10 protein-coding genes and 1 pseudogene are annotated in these 17,837 nt (G+C 42.6%); 8 read left to right on the forward strand and 3 right to left on the reverse strand.

Features of this window, described 5'->3' with window-relative positions; translation table 11 throughout:
- Nucleotides 1-99: 99 nt before the first annotated feature.
- The 3 genes from ACH2DQ_RS27745 to ACH2DQ_RS27755 all read left to right on the forward strand — a co-directional run bounded on the left by ACH2DQ_RS27745 (nucleotide 100) and on the right by ACH2DQ_RS27755 (nucleotide 3,843).
- Complete coding sequence (locus ACH2DQ_RS27745; RefSeq protein WP_394912158.1) at nucleotides 100-1,299, forward strand: pyridoxal phosphate-dependent aminotransferase; 1,200 nt, start codon at nucleotides 100-102, stop codon at nucleotides 1,297-1,299.
- Between the two features lie 82 nt (nucleotides 1,300-1,381).
- Complete coding sequence (locus tag ACH2DQ_RS27750) at nucleotides 1,382-2,470, forward strand: iron-containing alcohol dehydrogenase family protein (RefSeq protein WP_394912159.1); 1,089 nt, start codon at nucleotides 1,382-1,384, stop codon at nucleotides 2,468-2,470.
- A 26-nt stretch (nucleotides 2,471-2,496) separates the two neighbouring features.
- Entirely contained in the window at nucleotides 2,497-3,843 is a 1,347-nt protein-coding gene (locus ACH2DQ_RS27755) for a YjiH family protein (protein WP_394912160.1), read from the forward strand.
- 90 nt (nucleotides 3,844-3,933) lie between these two features.
- On the opposite strand, the gene ACH2DQ_RS27760 is transcribed toward ACH2DQ_RS27755, so the two are convergent.
- Nucleotides 3,934-6,159, reverse strand: a complete 2,226-nt coding sequence (locus ACH2DQ_RS27760; protein ID WP_395028722.1) for an extracellular solute-binding protein — start codon at nucleotides 6,157-6,159, stop codon at nucleotides 3,934-3,936.
- A gap of 248 nt (nucleotides 6,160-6,407) precedes the next feature.
- Here ACH2DQ_RS27760 and trpB point away from each other — a divergent pair, with 248 nt between their 5' ends.
- The 3 genes from trpB to ACH2DQ_RS27775 all read left to right on the forward strand — a co-directional run bounded on the left by trpB (nucleotide 6,408) and on the right by ACH2DQ_RS27775 (nucleotide 9,556).
- Nucleotides 6,408-7,622, forward strand: a complete 1,215-nt coding sequence (gene trpB, locus ACH2DQ_RS27765; RefSeq protein ID WP_394912162.1) for a tryptophan synthase subunit beta — start codon at nucleotides 6,408-6,410, stop codon at nucleotides 7,620-7,622.
- Nucleotides 7,623-7,800: 178 nt separating this feature from the next.
- The gene (locus tag ACH2DQ_RS27770) at nucleotides 7,801-8,235 is read left to right on the forward strand and encodes a MarR family winged helix-turn-helix transcriptional regulator (RefSeq protein ID WP_394912163.1); all 435 of its coding nucleotides are present in this window, start codon (nucleotides 7,801-7,803) and stop codon (nucleotides 8,233-8,235) included.
- 307 nt (nucleotides 8,236-8,542) lie between these two features.
- On the forward strand, nucleotides 8,543-9,556 hold the full coding sequence (locus ACH2DQ_RS27775) for a uroporphyrinogen decarboxylase family protein (RefSeq protein WP_395028723.1): 1,014 nt from the start codon (nucleotides 8,543-8,545) through the stop codon (nucleotides 9,554-9,556).
- 191 nt (nucleotides 9,557-9,747) lie between these two features.
- On the opposite strand, the gene ACH2DQ_RS27780 is transcribed toward ACH2DQ_RS27775, so the two are convergent.
- Entirely contained in the window at nucleotides 9,748-10,650 is a 903-nt protein-coding gene (locus ACH2DQ_RS27780) for an AraC family transcriptional regulator (protein ID WP_394912165.1), read from the reverse strand.
- A 148-nt stretch (nucleotides 10,651-10,798) separates the two neighbouring features.
- Between ACH2DQ_RS27780 and ACH2DQ_RS27785 the strand changes: the two genes are divergently transcribed.
- Nucleotides 10,799-13,816: a hypothetical protein gene (locus ACH2DQ_RS27785; protein WP_394912166.1), complete on the forward strand. Its 3,018-nt coding sequence runs from the start codon at nucleotides 10,799-10,801 to the stop codon at nucleotides 13,814-13,816.
- A gap of 132 nt (nucleotides 13,817-13,948) precedes the next feature.
- Here the strand turns inward: ACH2DQ_RS27785 and ACH2DQ_RS27790 are convergent, their stop codons facing one another.
- A complete protein-coding gene (locus ACH2DQ_RS27790) occupies nucleotides 13,949-16,159 on the reverse strand; it encodes a helix-turn-helix domain-containing protein (RefSeq protein WP_394912167.1) in 2,211 nt (736 codons plus the stop codon).
- A gap of 269 nt (nucleotides 16,160-16,428) precedes the next feature.
- On the opposite strand from ACH2DQ_RS27790, the pseudogene ACH2DQ_RS27795 reads away from it, so the two are divergent.
- Nucleotides 16,429-17,777: pseudogene (locus tag ACH2DQ_RS27795) on the forward strand (GH1 family beta-glucosidase).
- The last annotated feature ends 60 nt before the right edge of the window (nucleotides 17,778-17,837 follow it).

Below are 17,837 nucleotides of genomic sequence, written 5' to 3' on the forward strand. Positions count from 1 at the left end.
TAACGGTATACCTTATTATAAATCTGCTAATGTATTTGGTCAACTACTGAAAATATAATCATGTTATATGATATTAAATAAGGAAAAAGGAGAACAATTATGCCAAAATTAAGCGACCGCGTGGGAACCTTTACAGATTCTGTAATCCGCAGAATGACCAGAATCAGTGATGAATATGATGCAATTAACCTATCACAGGGTTTTCCTGATTTTGATCCTCCCAGGGAGATAACCGATGCTCTGGCGAAAGCAGCAAAGGAAGGTCCTCACCAGTATTCGATTACCTTTGGTGCGGAAAATTTCAGAGAGGCGCTGGCCAGAAAGCATGGAAAGGCAATTGGACGGACTGTGAACCCGGAAACGGAAATTGTAGTAACCTGCGGCGGTACCGAAGCCATGATGGCTGCCATGATGACTGTCTGCAACCCGGGAGACAAAGTAGTTGTTTTCTCTCCTTTTTATGAAAATTACGGTGCAGACGCCATTTTATCCGGAGCAGAGCCGATTTACGTTCCTCTGGTCCCGCCGGAATTTCACTTTGATGAAAAAGTTCTGGAAGATGCATTCAAACAGGGAGTGAAAGCCATTATCGTGTGTAATCCGTCTAATCCATGCGGAAAAGTATTTACCAGGGATGAACTGCTTTCTATAGGAAGGCTTGCTGAGAAATACGATGCATTTATCATCACCGATGAAGTGTATGAGCATATTATTTACAAACCTTATGTGCATGTGCCTATGGCTGGACTGCCAGGGATGTATGAAAGAACGATAACCTGCAGTTCCCTGTCCAAGACCTATTCCATTACCGGATGGAGGCTGGGATATCTGACCGGTCCGGAAGAGGTTATTGAAAGTGCAAAAAAAGTGCATGACTTTCTTACGGTAGGAGCGGCATCTCCGTTACAGGAGGCTGCCACGGCAGGACTTAATTTTGGACCGGAGTATTATGAAAATATGCAGCAGATGTATACCGAAAAGAGAGAATACTTCTTAAAAGGATTGGATGAAATCGGAATTGCGCATACCGTTCCTCAGGGTTCTTACTTTGTTCTTGTAGACATCTCCCGGTATCTGGAAAATGAGATGTTTGCAGGATACACCGATATGGAATTCTGTGAATGGATGATTAAAAATATTGGTGTTGCAGCAGTTCCTGGCTCCAGCTTTTTCAAAGAAGATGTTAATCATCTGATCCGCCTGCATTTTGCAAGGGAAAAATCAACGCTAAAGGAAGCCCTGCACAGACTGGGAAAAATGGAACTTCTTTTAACAGAAGGGAAAACCCCGGAAATATAAATGAATGTATGATGAAATACCCTTGTGAGGGTGTTTGGAACTTACATCTAACGTACAAAAGATCAGTTCAGGAGAAAAGAAAATGTCAGAATATACAGTTTCATTTACGAATTATACAATCGGTGCAGACGCATATGGGTCTTTTGGAAAGATTTGTGAAAAACTTGGTAAGCGATTTGTATTAATCGGCGGAAAGACAGCTTTGAGCAAAGGAATAGAAAAACTGACCGCTTCTATACAGGGAACAGATTTGGTGATGGCAGCATGTATAGAGGCAGGAAAGGACTGTACCTATAGCAGGATTCATGAGCTGTCAGAACAAATTGGAAAACTTGGAGCAGACTTTATCGCAGGCATGGGAGGCGGTAAAGCGCTGGATACCGCAAAAGGTGTTGCCTGTGACCTTCAGATTCCGGTGGTGACACTGCCTACAATAGCGGCTACCTGTGCAGCCGCTACAGCGTTATCGGTAGTTTATCGTGAAGATGGCTCTTTTGAGAGTTTTTATTATTTTGATAAGCCGGCTGTCCATGCATTTATTGATACGCAGATTATAGCGGAGGCGCCGGACTGCTATCTTAGAGCAGGAATGGGTGACACAATTGCCAAACATTTTGAATGCCACCTGTCCGCAAGAGGAGATGAGCTGGATCACAGTTCGTATATGGGAAGAGAAATCAGCAATCTCTGCTATGAACCGGTATTGGCATACGGACAGCAGGCAATGGAGGATTGCAGGAATCATCAGGTTACCGCTGCCTTAACCCAGGTTGTCCTGGCAAATGTGGTGAGTACCGGAATGGTGTCCCTTATGGTTCATGACGATTATAACGGCGCAATTGCACATTCTGTCTTCTATGGTCTGGCGGTTTTGCCCGGGTTTGAGGAAAATAACCTGCATGGAGACGTAGTTGCCTATGGCGTGCTGGTTCAGCTGGCAGTAGATGGACAAATGGAAGAAATGGGGCGTCTGTACCGTTTTCTTACGGAGCTTTCTATGCCGGTGAAACTGGATGATATGGGAATAAAAAATGACCGTGGGGAAATGGCCGAAGTTTTAGCGGAAATTGTGCAGGGGCCGGATTTGAAGCATATGCCTTACCAGGTGACGGAAGATATAATTTTTGAGGCAATGCAGCAAGTGGAGAAATTAAGTGCAGAGAATCTATGATAACCTGTGGAGAGGAAAGAAAATCAATGAACACATCTAAAGTAAAAGCAAAAAATATAATTAAATTTGTCCTGTGCTCTGTTTTTGGTATTGTTATGTTTTTGGTTCCCATACCAAAGGATAATTCCTTTACAACGGGTATTTCAGAACTGCAAAGTGCTGTAAAATCCTGGCTGTCAGCAATTCTCCCCTATTTTGTGCTGATACTGATGCTGTCTACTACGGTAGTATCGGGAATTGACTTTATATGGAAACCCAGGTGGATCCGGGATCATAAAGCATTGACCAGGATATTTAAGGTAACGCCTTTTTATCTCATTACGAAGATATTAAGCCTTGTTATAACTGCAATGGTTATATTCAAGGCAGGACCTGAGTTAATTATTTCTGCGGACACCGGGGCAAATATGGTAGGTCTGGCTGGGTCCCTTGTATGTATCGTACTGGCATTCAGCTTCATTATGCCTTTTCTGACTGACTGCGGAATTATGGAATTTTTGGGAGTCATAGCAAAGCCTGTTGTAAGACCTCTGTTTCGTGTTCCAGGCAGGGCATCTGTTGATTTAATAGCTTCTTGGTTCGGAGCATCAAATGCCGCGGTGATTCTCACCCGTGAGCAGTACAACGGAGGATACTATACCGGAAGGGAAGCATCTGTGATTATGACGAATTTCTCGCTGGTCTCTGTTCCGTTCTGCCTGTTAGTTGCGGAGACGCTGGAGATTACGCAGGTATTCCCAAGCTTTTACTTTGTAATCTGTGCTGTAGGTATCTTCCTGGCTTTTGTACTCACCAGAATCCCACCGCTTTCCAAGATACCGGATGAGTATAATCCAAAGACTGGAAAGCGCATACAGGAGGAAGTACCATCCCACATCTCCACTCTGGGCTGGGCGATGGAACAAAGCTGTAAACGGGCGGAAGAATTCGGCATACATACAGTATTAAGCTCCGGCTTGAAAGTACTGACGGGAATGTTCTTTGATTTGATCCCAATTGTCATTACCTGGGGAACGGTCAGCCTTATATTGGTAGAGTATACACCTGTTTTCCAATGGATTTCTTACCCTATGGGATGGTATTTGCAGCTATTGGGCGTAGAGCATGCATTCCAGGCAGCACCCGCTACTTTGGTGGGATTCGTGGACATGTTTATCCCGGCACTGTTAATCAGCTCCATTACCACAGTAAAAACGAAGTTTATCATTGGGGTGCTGTCACTGGTGCAGATTATATATCTCACAGAGGTAGGTGCCGTTATTATTAAAAGTAAGGTTCCTATGGGATTGAAAGAATTGATTCTTATCTTTTTAGAAAGAACGATCATCAGTCTGCCGATTATTGTTTTATTGGCAAATATATTGATTAAGTAGGAATACTTGATTACATAAAGAAGGGCGTGATTACTTTATCATGGTAATCATGCTCTTCAGTTATTTATTTTTAACAAATTCATAATGATGCTAAATATTCAGATATTCTTTGAAGATATGTTTCAGCGTCTCCTGTTCAGAAATTCTCCCGGCAATATATTCATGAACCCATTTACCTGCCGCCTTTTCAAATTCCCACTGTGTGGAATTATCCTGTATCGGCTGAAGCATAGGCCTGCTTTGTGTAAAAATGTTCAGCGATTGCTTCAGCCAGGGATACAGATCTTTCATTTCATTTGAAGTAAACATCTGTTTCACTGGCAGAGTTCCGCCAAGGAGGTTAAAAGCAGCAGCAATTTCCGGTTGTAAAAGCCACTGAAAAAATTGAACTGCTTCCGGGTACATTTGGGTTTGTTTATGTATACCCAAAATCCAGCCTCCTTCTACGGAACTCCATCCTGGAATTGGAGCAAACCCAATATGATTACTTATTTTAGATTCCAGAGCATAAAGATAATCTGAAAAATGTGCCTGATAAAGCATCATCATGGCAGCATCTCCCTGATGAAATGCCTCTGTCTGCATGGTCCAGTTCCAGTCTGCCGCTTTTGGATCAGCATAGGAAAAAATTTCTTTATAATCCTGTAATCCATCTTCCAGGATCGAAGAAGAAGATTTCCACGCAGACAGGGATATATCCAGTGTCATTCCCTGATCCCAGATTCTGGGCATCAATTCGTAGACGCTGTTGTAAGGAGCACCTCCGGCAGTACTTCCATATGGTACCGGTGAATCGGGGTTATAGCTCTTCGTGAAAAAACGTGCTACCTGATTGTATTCTTCCCATGTTCTGGGTACTCGAAGTTCCTTTTTAAACTGCTCATAATACATGCGCTGATATTGCAGGTCTTCAAAGAGATCTTTCCGGTAGAATAGTATCTGCGCATCAAACATAAATGGAAGTCCGTATCTTTTTTTGACAGAGCAATCATATTTATTTAAGATATCTTCCGGAAATGTCCGGATAATAAGGTCATTTACAGATGTATCCGGCGGCAGTTCACAGAGAATGCTGTTCTCCCCAGAACCGGCCATCCAGGAGATATCCATCTGGATCATATCATAAGAAGAAGCCTGTCCTGCTATTTTGTCGTAAAGTGCATCATATGGTATCATGACAATTTCTACCGGTATGTCCCATTCTTTTGTAAAACGGTCCTTGATCATATCCAGTGCCTTAGCCGATGCACACTGCAGCATGAGAAGGCGTAGAGGGCTTTTGCCACATTTTTTAGAATGTCCATTCAGATAGGTGGACTCCCTTGTACTTACCACTGTGCTGGCATCGGGACTGATCAAAAGATTAACGGTCTCAGAAAATTCTTCCGTGCCGATCTTCTGCAATAAATAGGTGCCTGCTCTTTCTCCAAGTTCTCTGTAATCCTGTATAATTTTCATCGTTTTTTTATCACAGAAGTGTTCGCTCCAGTCCGGGGTATCCAGGTTCAGGAGAACAGGAACAGCATCGTTGTACAAGAGGCGGACTGCGGCGGAAGTTCCCTGATAAAAAGCTGTATTGGTGGTAATTACAGCAGATGGATTTAGTCCACGGTGATTCCAGTCAGCCATGATGCGGAATGCCTGCTCTTTTCCTTCAGGCACTTGCCGGATTAAAGCTTGATCCAATGTAATACCACTTTCTTGATATGCATGGCGAATACCTTCTATAAATGATATTTCATTGGAGTAATCCTTACTGCCGGCAATAATACCGATCCGGGTATGGCCCTCCCCAATCAGCAATTTGGCAGTAAGATCTGCATAGGCGGTCTGATCAAAGGAAGCAAAAGTCCGGTGCTTCATATTAGTTAACTGGTGATCCACAAAGATAATAGGTATGCCGGTTTTTTCAATCTGCTCAAACGGTGCGGCGTCATCCGGCATACTGGTTACAATAACCAGGGCATCCATGCGCTGCTGACGGATCTGTGTGAGTGCTTTTATCTCGGTTTCCCGGTCACTCTGTGTACAGAATAAACACAATATATATCCCTGGCTTCTCAGCTTTAATTCTAATCCGGTGTATAGGGTGGCATATTTTCGCTGTGTTATATCGGGAAGTACCACGCCAATCAGCCTGGTTTTGCTGTTACGCATGCTTCTGGCTTTTGCATCAGGCTGATATCCAAGTTCCTCCATTGCTTTTCGGACTCGCTTAACGATTTGGCTGTTGACACTTTTCGCTCCGTTTATAACATTTGAGACGGTACCATGAGAGACACCGGCAAGTCTGGCTACATCTTTTATTGTAGGCATAAATACCTCCATTATTTTTTGCTTTTTGAAATTTCATTCCGACAACTGTGCATCTGATTTTGTAAAGCAATTATATCATGCCGTAGAATAATTTACCACGTAATTTACTACGTCAATTCAGCCTTCATTCATACATCGCCTGGAACTACTGCCGAATACACCGCCGCCCCTTTACACTTCAATTTAGTTGATAATCTGGTGCTTTCATGCTAAGATAAACATAATATTAAATTTTACGGAGGGGTACTATGGACTATAGAACATATTTAAGAAATTATCCTGATAAAGACGGCAGATTCGGACCTTATGGAGGAGCTTATCTGACCGAGGAACTGAAACCTGCTTTTGAGGAAATCGCAGATGCATATCAGACCATCTGCCATTCATCTCAGTTTATCAATGAACTTCGAAGAATCCGCAAAGAATTTCAGGGAAGGCCTACGCCGGTTTACCACTGTGAGCGTTTGTCCGGACTTCTGGGAAACTGCCAGATTTACTTAAAAAGAGAAGACTTAAACCATACAGGAGCACATAAGCTGAATCACTGCATGGGTGAGGGATTACTTGCAAAATTCATGGGTAAGAAACGCCTGATTGCAGAAACAGGTGCCGGACAGCATGGCGTGGCGCTGGCTACTGCAGCTGCATTTTTTGGCTTGGAATGTGAAATCCACATGGGAGAGGTTGATATTGCAAAACAGGCTCCTAATGTAACCAGAATGAAGATCCTGGGTGCAAAAGTAGTTCCCGTTACCCATGGACTGAAGACTTTAAAAGAAGCAGTAGACTCTGCTTTTGAATCCTATGCAAAGAATTATAAAGATTCCATTTACTGCATCGGTTCAGCACTTGGACCGCATCCATTCCCCCTTATGGTTAGAGATTTCCAGTCGGTAGTGGGTTACGAAGCAAAAGATCAGTTTAAGGAAATGACCGGTCTGCTTCCGGATGTTGTATGTGCCTGCGTAGGCGGTGGAAGTAATTCTATTGGAATGTTTATCCCATTTCTTGAAGAAGCAGTAGATATCGTTGGAATAGAACCACTGGGACGTGGTTCAGGTCTTGGGGATCATGCGGCATCCATGACCTATGGAGAAAAGGGCGTTATGCATGGATTTGAAAGTATAATGTTAAAGGATGCAAAAGGAGAACCGGCACCGGTTTACTCTATTGCCAGCGGACTGGACTATCCGTCTGTAGGTCCGGAACATGCATTTTTAAGGGATCTTGAGAGGGTACAGTATACGACAGCCAGTGATGAGGATGCCATGGAAGCTTTCTTTAAACTTTCACGATATGAAGGTATTATTCCTGCAATTGAAAGTTCTCATGCCGTAGCTTATGCTATGAAGAAAGCAAAAGAAATGAAACAGGGATCTATTTTGGTGTGTCTGAGCGGACGCGGCGATAAAGACATTGATTACGTTGTGGAACATTATGGATATGGGGAACAATTCCTATAAGAAATTATTGTATAACCAAAGGAAGTAGTGTATAATACTTTGTATATCAAAGTAAATTACAGGGAATGAATGTTAAACCAGGTGTATACAAATTCAAGAGAATGCAATAGTATAAAATAGAATGATATAGAACGAAAGACATGCATCCGGATGAGGAGTTAAAGAGAGAGGTGATAATGTGAATACGCATGATACGATAAACGATGTGTTGGTTAATTTGTTTAATGACATTATGGCAATAGAAGAAAAAGCAATTATTACGGGTGAATTTAAAGATATTTCCAACAACGATATGCACATTATCGAGGCAATCGGTGAAAATGACGCTAAAAATATGTCAACTGTTGCGAAATCTCTTTCGGTAACCATGGGAACGCTGACAATTGCCATAAACAGTCTTGTAAAAAAAGGTTACGTGGATAGAATCCGCAGTGAGAAAGACAGGCGTGTGGTTCTCATTTCTCTTTCCGAAAAAGGAAAGCGGGCTTTTAACCATCACAGGCAATTTCACGAACAGATGGTGAAAGCCACCATAAAAGGTCTGTCTAAGGATGAGATGAAGGTATTGGGACAGGCATTATCTAATTTAAAAGAATTTTTTCGAAATTATTAGATCAAGATTTGCGTATTTATGCTTTACGGCATGGGTCTATTATGATTTAATAATTTCAACAGTTGCTGTACGAGCCACAGTCCACACATATGCATTGTTATAGAAGTGCATATGTGTGGGCTTTTTTATTATAAAGCACATTACGAAAAAATGGAAACATATGACCGCATGTTTATAGAATGCCGATTGCAGTTAAAAAATAAAATTTGGAAAGTCGGTAAGGTTTTTAATTGACATTATCAGGAGTGCATACTATACTTAAACTAAAATATGGAACGTTCCATTGAACATATGTAGGAGGTATTTTATGACACCAAGAGAAAGATTGTATGCAAGGCTGAAAGGTAATGAAGTTGACAAAATTCCAAATCTGAATATCGTAATGCTGTTTGCCGCCAAATATGCCGGGGTTAAGTATGGGGAATTCTGCAGAGATTACAGAAAATTGGTTTTTGCACAGATGAAAACGGCGGAAGATTTTGGACTGGATATACTATCGGTAATGTCAGATCCCAACAGAGAGGTTGCTGACTACGGTGCAGAGGTTACGTTTGTGGAAGATGATCTGCCGGTTTGCAGAGAAATTCTGGTCAAGGAAGTGGAGGAATTATCTAAAATAAAGAAATGGGATCCGCTGAAATCGGAAAGGATGCTGGATCGAATAAAAGCAGTGCAATTATTTAGAGAGTTAAAAGGAATGGAATATCCCATTCTGGGATGGGTAGAAGGACCCTTTGCAGAATTTACGGATCTAACGGGAGTAAGTGATGGAATGCTTATGCTTTTTGACGAGCCGGAAGCAGTGGAAGAAGCTATGGAAATAATTGCGTCACAGGCTCTGGACTGTGCAAAAGCGCAGATTGATGCCGGAGCGGATATCATTGGTATGGGGGATGCAGCAGCTTCCCTGGTTAGCAGAGAGATCTTTCAAGAGTTTATTTTTCCGCTGGAGCAAAAAATAGTGCAGGGCATTCATGAATATGGAGGACTGGTAAAACTACATATCTGTGGAAATACAAACCATATTTTAGAACTAATGATAGAAACCGGGGCAGACATCATAGATATTGATTACCTGACCGATTATAAAACTGCCATTCATATGGCAGCCGGAAAATGTTCGATTTGCGGAAATTTTGACCCCACTTCAGTTCTGCTTCAGGGAAACAGGGGAGATGTCATAGAAGCGGTGAAGTCTTGTATAGATCAGGGAGACCGGACATCACTGGTTAGCGCAGGATGCGAGGTTCCCAAGATGACGCCGGTTGAGAATCTGAAAGCGGTGGAGAGTGTTCTCTGCAGTAAAAGAATAGAGATCTAATGAAAAAAGAAGCCAGAAACTACAATTTTAGTTTTGGGCTTCTTTTCTGTAAAATAAAAGTAGAATTGCCTACAACTATCAGACGAAAGTGCATAGGAACAGATAAAATAATAAGGTAGATTAATAGCAGAAACCGAAGCAGGAAACGATAGCAGCAAACCAAAGCAGGAGCCAATAGCAGGAATCTGGGACTATTGTAAACTCTTTCGGTAATCGTTAGCAGTTTTCCCGGTGATTTTTTTAAATGATTTATTAAAAAATCGGTAGTCAGAGTAACCTACCCGGCTGCTGATTTCTGTAATAGAGAGGCTGGAATCCAGAAGCAGTTCACATGCTTTCTCAATACGGATGTGCTGCAGATATTCTACTATACCGGATCCGGTTGCCTGTTTAAACAGGCTTGACAGGTAGCTTTTACTTAAAAAGAAGATACCGGAAAGTTCACTGATTGTGATTTTCTGTGAGTAATGATTTTTTAAGTATTCAATGCATTCTGGAATTAGCTGGTGGAGATAGCGGTTTTCTGTTGTGCCTGCGGGGGTGGTTTTCATTTTATAGAAGCGATGGATTTTCAATAACAGTTCGCATAGGGATAGCTTTAATATTTGGATGTAATTGATTCCCTCGGTAGTAAATTCCAGATATAGTTTGTCATAGAGCTGTTCGATTTCCGTGCGCATGGCACCCTGAAGGCGAAGATCGGGCGTATATATGATTTCTTCTGCATAGAGGGATTTGTATAGCATGATGTCTGTAAGCTCTGTCAAAAGTGGAAGGCTTATATTGATATCTGAAATAAACTGGGGAAGAAATGCCAGGTTGTATACAACTAGATGCTCTGAATTCGCCCTGTCTGTAGGATAGAAGCAGTGGGCAGTCTGGGAATTTATAATATAGAGCTCTCCTTTGCTTACCGGATAGGTAATGCCGTTATACAAGTGAAAACCCTTCCCATCGCAGACATAAGCAATTTCAATAAAATCGTGGGTATGTACTTTCAAATCTGAGAATTCGGTATGGTAATACTTTTCTATAAAAAAAGAAAGTTCTTTTTTGGGAAAAACAAGCTCCGGAGTAAGATTTGGTATATCCATGGTAAATCCTTTCATTATAGCAGGTCGTTTTCATGAGATACCTCATAACAGGTCGTCTTTATAAGATACCTCTATAGTCATTATATAAACAAACCGCAAATTGTCAACCGGATATCAACCGGACAGAGGAACAGGAGGAATCAACACAATGAATTTAGTGAAACGTCAGGAGTTATTTCAGAATCCAACAAGGCAATATCGGGGTAAACCATTTTGGTCATGGAATGGAAAGCTGGAGGAGCAAGAGCTGCTGAGGCAGATTGACATTATTAAGGAAATGGGATTTGGGGGATATTTTATGCATTCCCGTACAGGGCTTGAGACTGAGTATCTGGGGGAAGAGTGGTTTACATTAATCAACAAATGTGCAGAGTATGGCGACCAGAAAGGAATGGAATCCTGGCTGTATGATGAGGACAGGTGGCCATCAGGCAGTGCCGGAGGAATGGTCACAAAGGAAGAGAAATACCGTGCCATGTTCATGGAGATGCTGTGTATAGGTGAGGAGGAGTTGGAAGAACTACAATGGGATAAATCTATCGCAGCGGTGTTTGCGTGCAGGTTAAAAGACGGTATTTTTTGTGATAAGCGCTTGCTAAAAAAAGGGGAAATTCTCTTAAGCGAAGAAACGGCTGTTGTATTCCGGCTGAGATACTCAGCGTGTAATGATAACTACAATGGTTACTGCTATCTGGATACTATGAACAAAGAGGCGGTGCAGCGCTACATTGAAGTTACACACGAAAAATACAATGAAAAAAGCGGTGATAAATTCGGAGTAAAAATCCAGGGCATCTTTACGGATGAACCCCATCGCGGATGCTGTTTTACCGACTTTGCAGAAGGGGAAGTCAATGCGGCACCATATACACCGGGGATGTTTGATGAATTTGAAATACGATTTGGATATAGTCTCCTGGATAATCTGCCGGAACTATTTTTACGAAAACAACCAGGAGAGCTTTCGAAAGTCAAACGAGACTACTTTGAATTGTGTCAGCAGCTTTTTCTGGAAAACTTTGCAATACCTGTATACAGATGGTGTAAGGAACATAACTTGATTTTTACCGGCCACGTCCTGCATGAGGACTCTCTTTGTGCTCAATCTGTCATGCAGGGGTCTTTGATGCGCTTTTATGAATATATGGAATATCCCGGCATTGATCTTCTGGCAGAGCACACACAGTGTTACTGGGTGGCAAAGCAGATTGATTCAGTGGCAAGACAGCTGGAAAAAGAATGGGTATTGTCTGAGCTGTACGGATGTACAGGATGGCAGACCAACTTTCAGTCTTATAAGAATATTGGGGACTGGCAGGTGCTTTTTGGTATCAACCTGAGATGTCCGCACCTTTCTTGGTATACGATGAAGGGAGAGGCAAAGCGGGATTATCCGGCAAGCATTTTCCATCAATCCTCCTGGTATACAGATTATCATTATGTGGAAGATTATTATTCCAGAATACATGCGGTTTTACATGACGGGAAGCCGGAATGCAGGCTGCTGGTGATCAATCCTATAGAAAGTGTGTGGGCGCGGGCATACAGCGGGGCGTTTAATGGTCTGAGTGCAGCAGATATACAGATAGAGCGGCTGGAAAGACAATATGCGGAAGTTTTCCATGCCTTAACGGATAACCGGATTGACTTTGACTACGGTGAAGAAGATATTATGGCACGCCATGGACGTGTGGAAAATGGCATTCTGTATGTGGGAGCCTGTGCTTATACTAAAGTTTTGGCAGCCGGTGCAGATACCCTGCGGGGAACTACCGTGGAACTTTTAAAAGAGCTGGTAAGGCAAGGAGGTAGCGTGATTTTTGCGGGCGAAATTCCAGCATATATGGATGCAGAGGAATCAGAAGAAATAAAACGGCTGGCTGAAGAGGCGGTTATCATTCCTTATGAACAGAGCGCAATTGCGGATGCCTGCAGAAATGGTCAGGAGATAGAGGTTCGTTCCCAGGGGAGTCATATGATTTACGCGAGGAGCATGATAGTTGAGGGTGGTAGGGTTGTTATGTTGTTGAATACCGATAGAATGAATGGATATGACAATGTTACCGTAAACCTTGGCAGCGGTGCTTATGCAGAACTGTGGAATGCTCGTGACGGCAAAATTACAAAGCCCTTATATAAGAAAACGGATGGATGTATAGAAATGACAATCAATCTGGAGGCTGGGGGAGAACGGCTCTATCTGATTCCCGATACCCTGCGGGATCTGCCTGACGGGGAGGACTGGAATGGCACAAAAGAGATTCCCCTTCCGGAAGCCTTTACTTATACGCTCAGTGAGAAAAATATCTGCGTACTGGATATGGTTGCCGTACAGAATGAAGCTGGGATTAAATTACCGCAGCAGGAAGTACTGAAAGCAGACCGTGCACTGCGGGATTACTATCAGATTCCCTATCGTGGAGGTGAAATGCTTCAGCCATGGTATGAAGTGAAATTCAGAGGAGGGGATAAAGAACTTCTGACACAGCTTACCGCTGAGTATAGCGTGGAGATTTCGGCACTTCCCACGGGCGTTCAGCTTGTGGTGGAGGATTTAGAGCATATTTGCGGGTTAACTGTAAATGGAAAGGTCGTTCCGGCAGTCAGTAAGGGAAAGTGGATTGATATTTGTTTTGACAGGATTCCCATACCGGATGAAGTATGGAAAGAAGGGCACAATACCGTATCGCTGATTATGGATTATTATAAGACCTGCGGACTGGAGTCTGTTTACCTGACCGGAAGCTTTGGAGTGGAGTTTAATGACGGCAGGCCAACGCTGGGACAGCTGCCCCAGAAACTGTCCATCGGAGATATATCAACCCAGGGACTTCCTTTTTATTCAGGCAGCGTGATTTATCATGTGGATGGATGTAAAGATAAAAAGGTAAGTGTGAGTGTGGAACAATTCGGCGGGGCGCTGGTGAAACTCATCGGTAAAGAAGAGATGATACTTGCGTTTCAGCCTCATAGTGCCGTGGTGGAAGATCTGCGTGGGATTCAGGTGGTGCTCACCAGACGGAACACCTTTGGACCGTTTCATCAGATTCCAAAAGTGGCTTATGCTTACGGACCAGCCAATTTCCTGACCGAAGGAAAAGAGTGGCAGGACGACTACGTGCTTTATGAGCAGGGCTTATTGACAAAACCGGTTATACGCAATTAGAAAGTAACAAATTTAAGTGTAAGATCGCTGTTGATGCTGCCTCTTTTCTATATATCGGGGAATTTTCCACGCCAAGTGGGCGGTGGGTGTGCATATTTAGGCAATCAATTTCCAGACACGCTCTGATATAGCCTAATGAATATCCTGTTTTCGAAAGCTGGATGGTGTAAATCCAGTTTCCTGTTTGAACTTACGGCGAAAACTGGAGGTGTTCACATACCCCACTGAGATACTGATATCATCAATGGACATATCGGTATCCATCAGCAGCTCTTTTGCTTTTTCCAGGCGGATTTTCCATAAATAATCAGAGAAATTTTGGTCGAACTTTTTCTTAAACAGATAACTTATATAAGCAATACTTACATGAAAGGTATCAGCCAGCGTGGAGATGGAGAAGTCGGGTGAAGCATAATTATCATGTATGATCTGCCTGATCTGTGTGGTATGTATAGCTGCATTTTCATGCTCTGTTTCAAAGGTTTTCAGAAGCTTTTCCAAGCTCCCTGCAATCTCCAGGCTTTTTTCCTGATAGGGGCAGCTGCGGCACAAATATAAAGTTTCAAAATACAGATCACTGAATGTCTTGAATTTGATGCTCATACGGTTCATGCTATTGATAATGATGGTTAGAATATCGATCAAAACGCACCTTACAAAGAAGTCCGGGAATGCATTTCCGTGATCAGCGGCTTTGTCAATCAGAGACAGGAGTTCTGTGATCTGCAGCCGTGCATTGGGGAAATCCTGAACATTTAAACAGCTGCTCAGATTGTCCAGCAGTTTATAAGGGTAGGAAAGGCTGGTTCCCGGCGGAAGTGAGGCCTGGATTTCCGGATAGGAAATAACCTGGGACTGTGACCAGTAGCTGCTTGCACGAACTGCATTTTCGTATAAGGAGGGGATTTCCAGCGGCGATGTGGTGCTGTTGCTGAGGGCAGCCATGCACCCCGTTTCATCATAAAGGTCGGATAGGAGCAGCAGGAGAACCTCATCCTTGTTTTTTTCAATTCCGGTATAATTTACTAAAAATGCAGCAGAGTCCTTGTCTGCTTCAAGCATCGCGCAGGAATTATGACCGGGCAGTGCATCCTCTAAAAACGCCAGATATTCATTCCATAAAACCGATTTTCTGGGGATGGAGGAGGATACTTTGATTACAAAAATATGGTTGTCCGGCTCCATACTGAAAAACTGATCTATATCGGGAAAATGATCCAGATCAGAGTGGTCATTATTGGTAACAATAGAATCCAGAATGGACTTCTGCATGGAAAGACGGTACTTATCTATTCGGTTCTGCAGCTCTTCATTTTCGGACAGTGCAGTAGTAAAAGCGCTATCCAGCTGCTCCACATAGCCTTGGTTGGGCTGCAGCGTATGCACCATCTTGGTGGTGAGCTTATGAAGCGGCCAATAAGTAACGCGCATTGCCCAAAGAATCAAAATCATTCCCAGTAAAGCCAGAAACAGCAGGACAATATAGGTATTTCGAAATGCAATATTGACTTGATTCAGGATTGCCGCGTTTGAAAAAAGTGCAAGGATAGAAAATCCGCTGTTCATCTGTTTGGAGATAAAAAGGGATTCCTCCCGGTTTAACGACACGCCATTGGATAGTTTATCGGGATCTGACAGATAGGGCAGAATCTCGCCTGAGTTGCTGCCGGACACAATCTGACCTTCGGGCGTGGTAAGGCAGATGGAAGTAATTCCGGTAGAGATATCGGTTGCCATAATATTTTCCAGTTCTTTGGTGCTGATGATATAAAAAAGAGAATAATTCTCAGCCCCATTATTACTGGGGAGATAAATCAAAAGCTCAGAGGTATCATCGCTCAGATATATTAACTGACCGGAAATGGCATCCATATATGCATTTAAATCAAAGAGCAGGTAATGTGAACCGGTATAAATCCGGTATGTTCCATCCTGCTTACATACATATTTACCGGAGGAGAGGATGGAATCACTTTGCAGGTCCGCATATACAATTGTGTTAATAAAGCTGTTACTCACAGCATAGTTATTCAGTTGTTTCGCCGCCTGATAACGGTACCAGTTTTCATTTTTGTAACGGGAGAGAATTAGATTGATATCTTTAGTAAGCATAGACTGTATTTGATCAATATCCGACAGCCCTTTTTCAAATTGTTCCTGAATGTGAGCGATACGCCTTTCGGTCTGTTTACTTAAGTCTTTAAAATAAATATTTTTTAACTGTGAACGAACGGCAAAGAAAAAGCCAAAAAATAAAATACTTAAAATGATAAAATATGATAAGAAATATTTTATCAGTGTAGTATTTTTTCTGCCAAATGTAAGTTTTTTAAGATGTTTCATAGGGTCTCCTTTGAACAAGAGCGTGTTTTATTAGAAAGACATTATATTTAACATAATATAACAATTCTGAATCTTTGGCAACATCTAAACTAGTATTAGCGGTATTTTATATCCGTACAATATTTAAGCAGATTTCTACAAATCTTGTTTCTTGTTATTTGATAAGAGATCTATCTATAATGAGTCAGAACGTGTTTAAAAATGGATTTGCTGAATTTTCGAACAGTTCCGTAACATGGAAACAAACAAAGAAAGATAAGGAGACTACAATGAATTTTTCAGAGAATTTTATTTTTGGAACAGCAACCAGTGCAGCCCAGGTGGAAGGGGCGGCGTCTGAAGATGGAAGAGGGAAGTCTATCTGGGATGTGTTTGCCAGGACTCCCGGCAACATAGCGGATGGATCGACCCCGGATACCGCCTGCAATCTGTATCATACTTATGAAGACGACTTTGAGCTTGCAGAAAGACTAAACATACAGTCTTACCGGTTTTCCTTTTCCTGGTCCCGGATTTTACCGGAGGGGAAGGGAAGTGTGAATCAAAAGGGACTTGATTTTTACAAACGCATGGTAGATGGGATGTACAGACATGGATTAATGCCCAATGCCACCTTGTATCATTGGGACCTGCCCTATGAACTGGAAAAAGAGGGGGGCTGGTTAAACAGAGATATCGTGAACTGGTATGGTGAGTATGCATCGCTGCTGTTTCGTGAGTTTAAGGATGTGATCCCTATGTGGGCAACAATTAATGAGCCAATTGCCACTTATGTTGGATATGGTTTGGGAGGCTTTGCACCAGGACGTAAGGGAGAAGATCTGGGGCGCCAGGCAAATCATCATATTCTGATGGCACACGGCGAGGGGGTTAAGCGTTTCCGCCAGGAACAGGCAAAAGACAGCCAGATAGGAATTGTAGTGGATATGTGGCACCATCATCCGCTTCGCAGAGAGAACCCGCAGGATTGTAAAATGGCAGAGTTAGAAAATGAAAAAGCATACCGCTCTTATTTAAATCCCATATTCCGGGGGTGTTATACCCGGGAACTGCTTCAATATATGAAAGAGACAAACAGCACGCCTATCATGAAACAGGAGGATATGGAGCTGATTCATCAGCCGCTGGATTATTTTGGGTTGAACTGTTATAACAGGGTAGTGGATTGCGCAGAGCCGGATCTACTGAAGTGTGACAGAAAGGAAAAAACAAAGGCGGCAACTACATGGACAATGGAAGTGAATACTATCCAAAGGCAGTCTATGATGCAATCAATATTTTAGAGAAGGACTATAAAATTGGAATACCGATTTATATTACAGAGAATGGTACTTATAACTGTGAAGAAGAGATTCAGCCGGATGGAAGCATTCATGATACGCAGCGTATCCGCTATATCGAAGGCTTTCTGAAGTGGATTCACAAAGCGATTGAGGAAGGCGCCGATGTGAGAGGATATTATGCCTGGAGTCTGCTGGACAACTGGGAGTGGAGCGCAGGATACACTTACCGTTTTGGTCTGGTGCACACGGATTTTATTGCACAGAAGCGCATTTTAAAGGACAGTGCACTTTGGTATAGAGATGTCATAGCGGCAAGAGGGCTGGATATTATATAGAATGTTAGGTAATTGCGAAACAAGTTCGCAATCTTGATTCCAAACAGGGTAGAATTGCTG

It is taken from the genome of Robinsoniella sp. (genome assembly GCF_034124845.1).

What these genes read in the sequence shown, in the direction of transcription:
- ACH2DQ_RS27745 (WP_394912158.1), top strand. Translation starts at nt 100, where the DNA reads ATGCCAAAATTAAGCGACCGCGTGGGAACCTTTACAGATTCTGTAATC.
- ACH2DQ_RS27750 (WP_394912159.1), top strand. Translation starts at nt 1,382, where the DNA reads ATGTCAGAATATACAGTTTCATTTACGAATTATACAATCGGTGCAGAC.
- ACH2DQ_RS27755 (WP_394912160.1), top strand. Translation starts at nt 2,497, where the DNA reads ATGAACACATCTAAAGTAAAAGCAAAAAATATAATTAAATTTGTCCTG.
- ACH2DQ_RS27760 (WP_395028722.1), bottom strand. Translation starts at nt 6,159, where the DNA reads ATGCCTACAATAAAAGATGTAGCCAGACTTGCCGGTGTCTCTCATGGT.
- trpB (WP_394912162.1), top strand. Translation starts at nt 6,408, where the DNA reads ATGGACTATAGAACATATTTAAGAAATTATCCTGATAAAGACGGCAGA.
- ACH2DQ_RS27775 (WP_395028723.1), top strand. Translation starts at nt 8,543, where the DNA reads ATGACACCAAGAGAAAGATTGTATGCAAGGCTGAAAGGTAATGAAGTT.
- ACH2DQ_RS27780 (WP_394912165.1), bottom strand. Translation starts at nt 10,650, where the DNA reads ATGGATATACCAAATCTTACTCCGGAGCTTGTTTTTCCCAAAAAAGAA.
- ACH2DQ_RS27785 (WP_394912166.1), top strand. Translation starts at nt 10,799, where the DNA reads ATGAATTTAGTGAAACGTCAGGAGTTATTTCAGAATCCAACAAGGCAA.
- ACH2DQ_RS27790 (WP_394912167.1), bottom strand. Translation starts at nt 16,159, where the DNA reads ATGAAACATCTTAAAAAACTTACATTTGGCAGAAAAAATACTACACTG.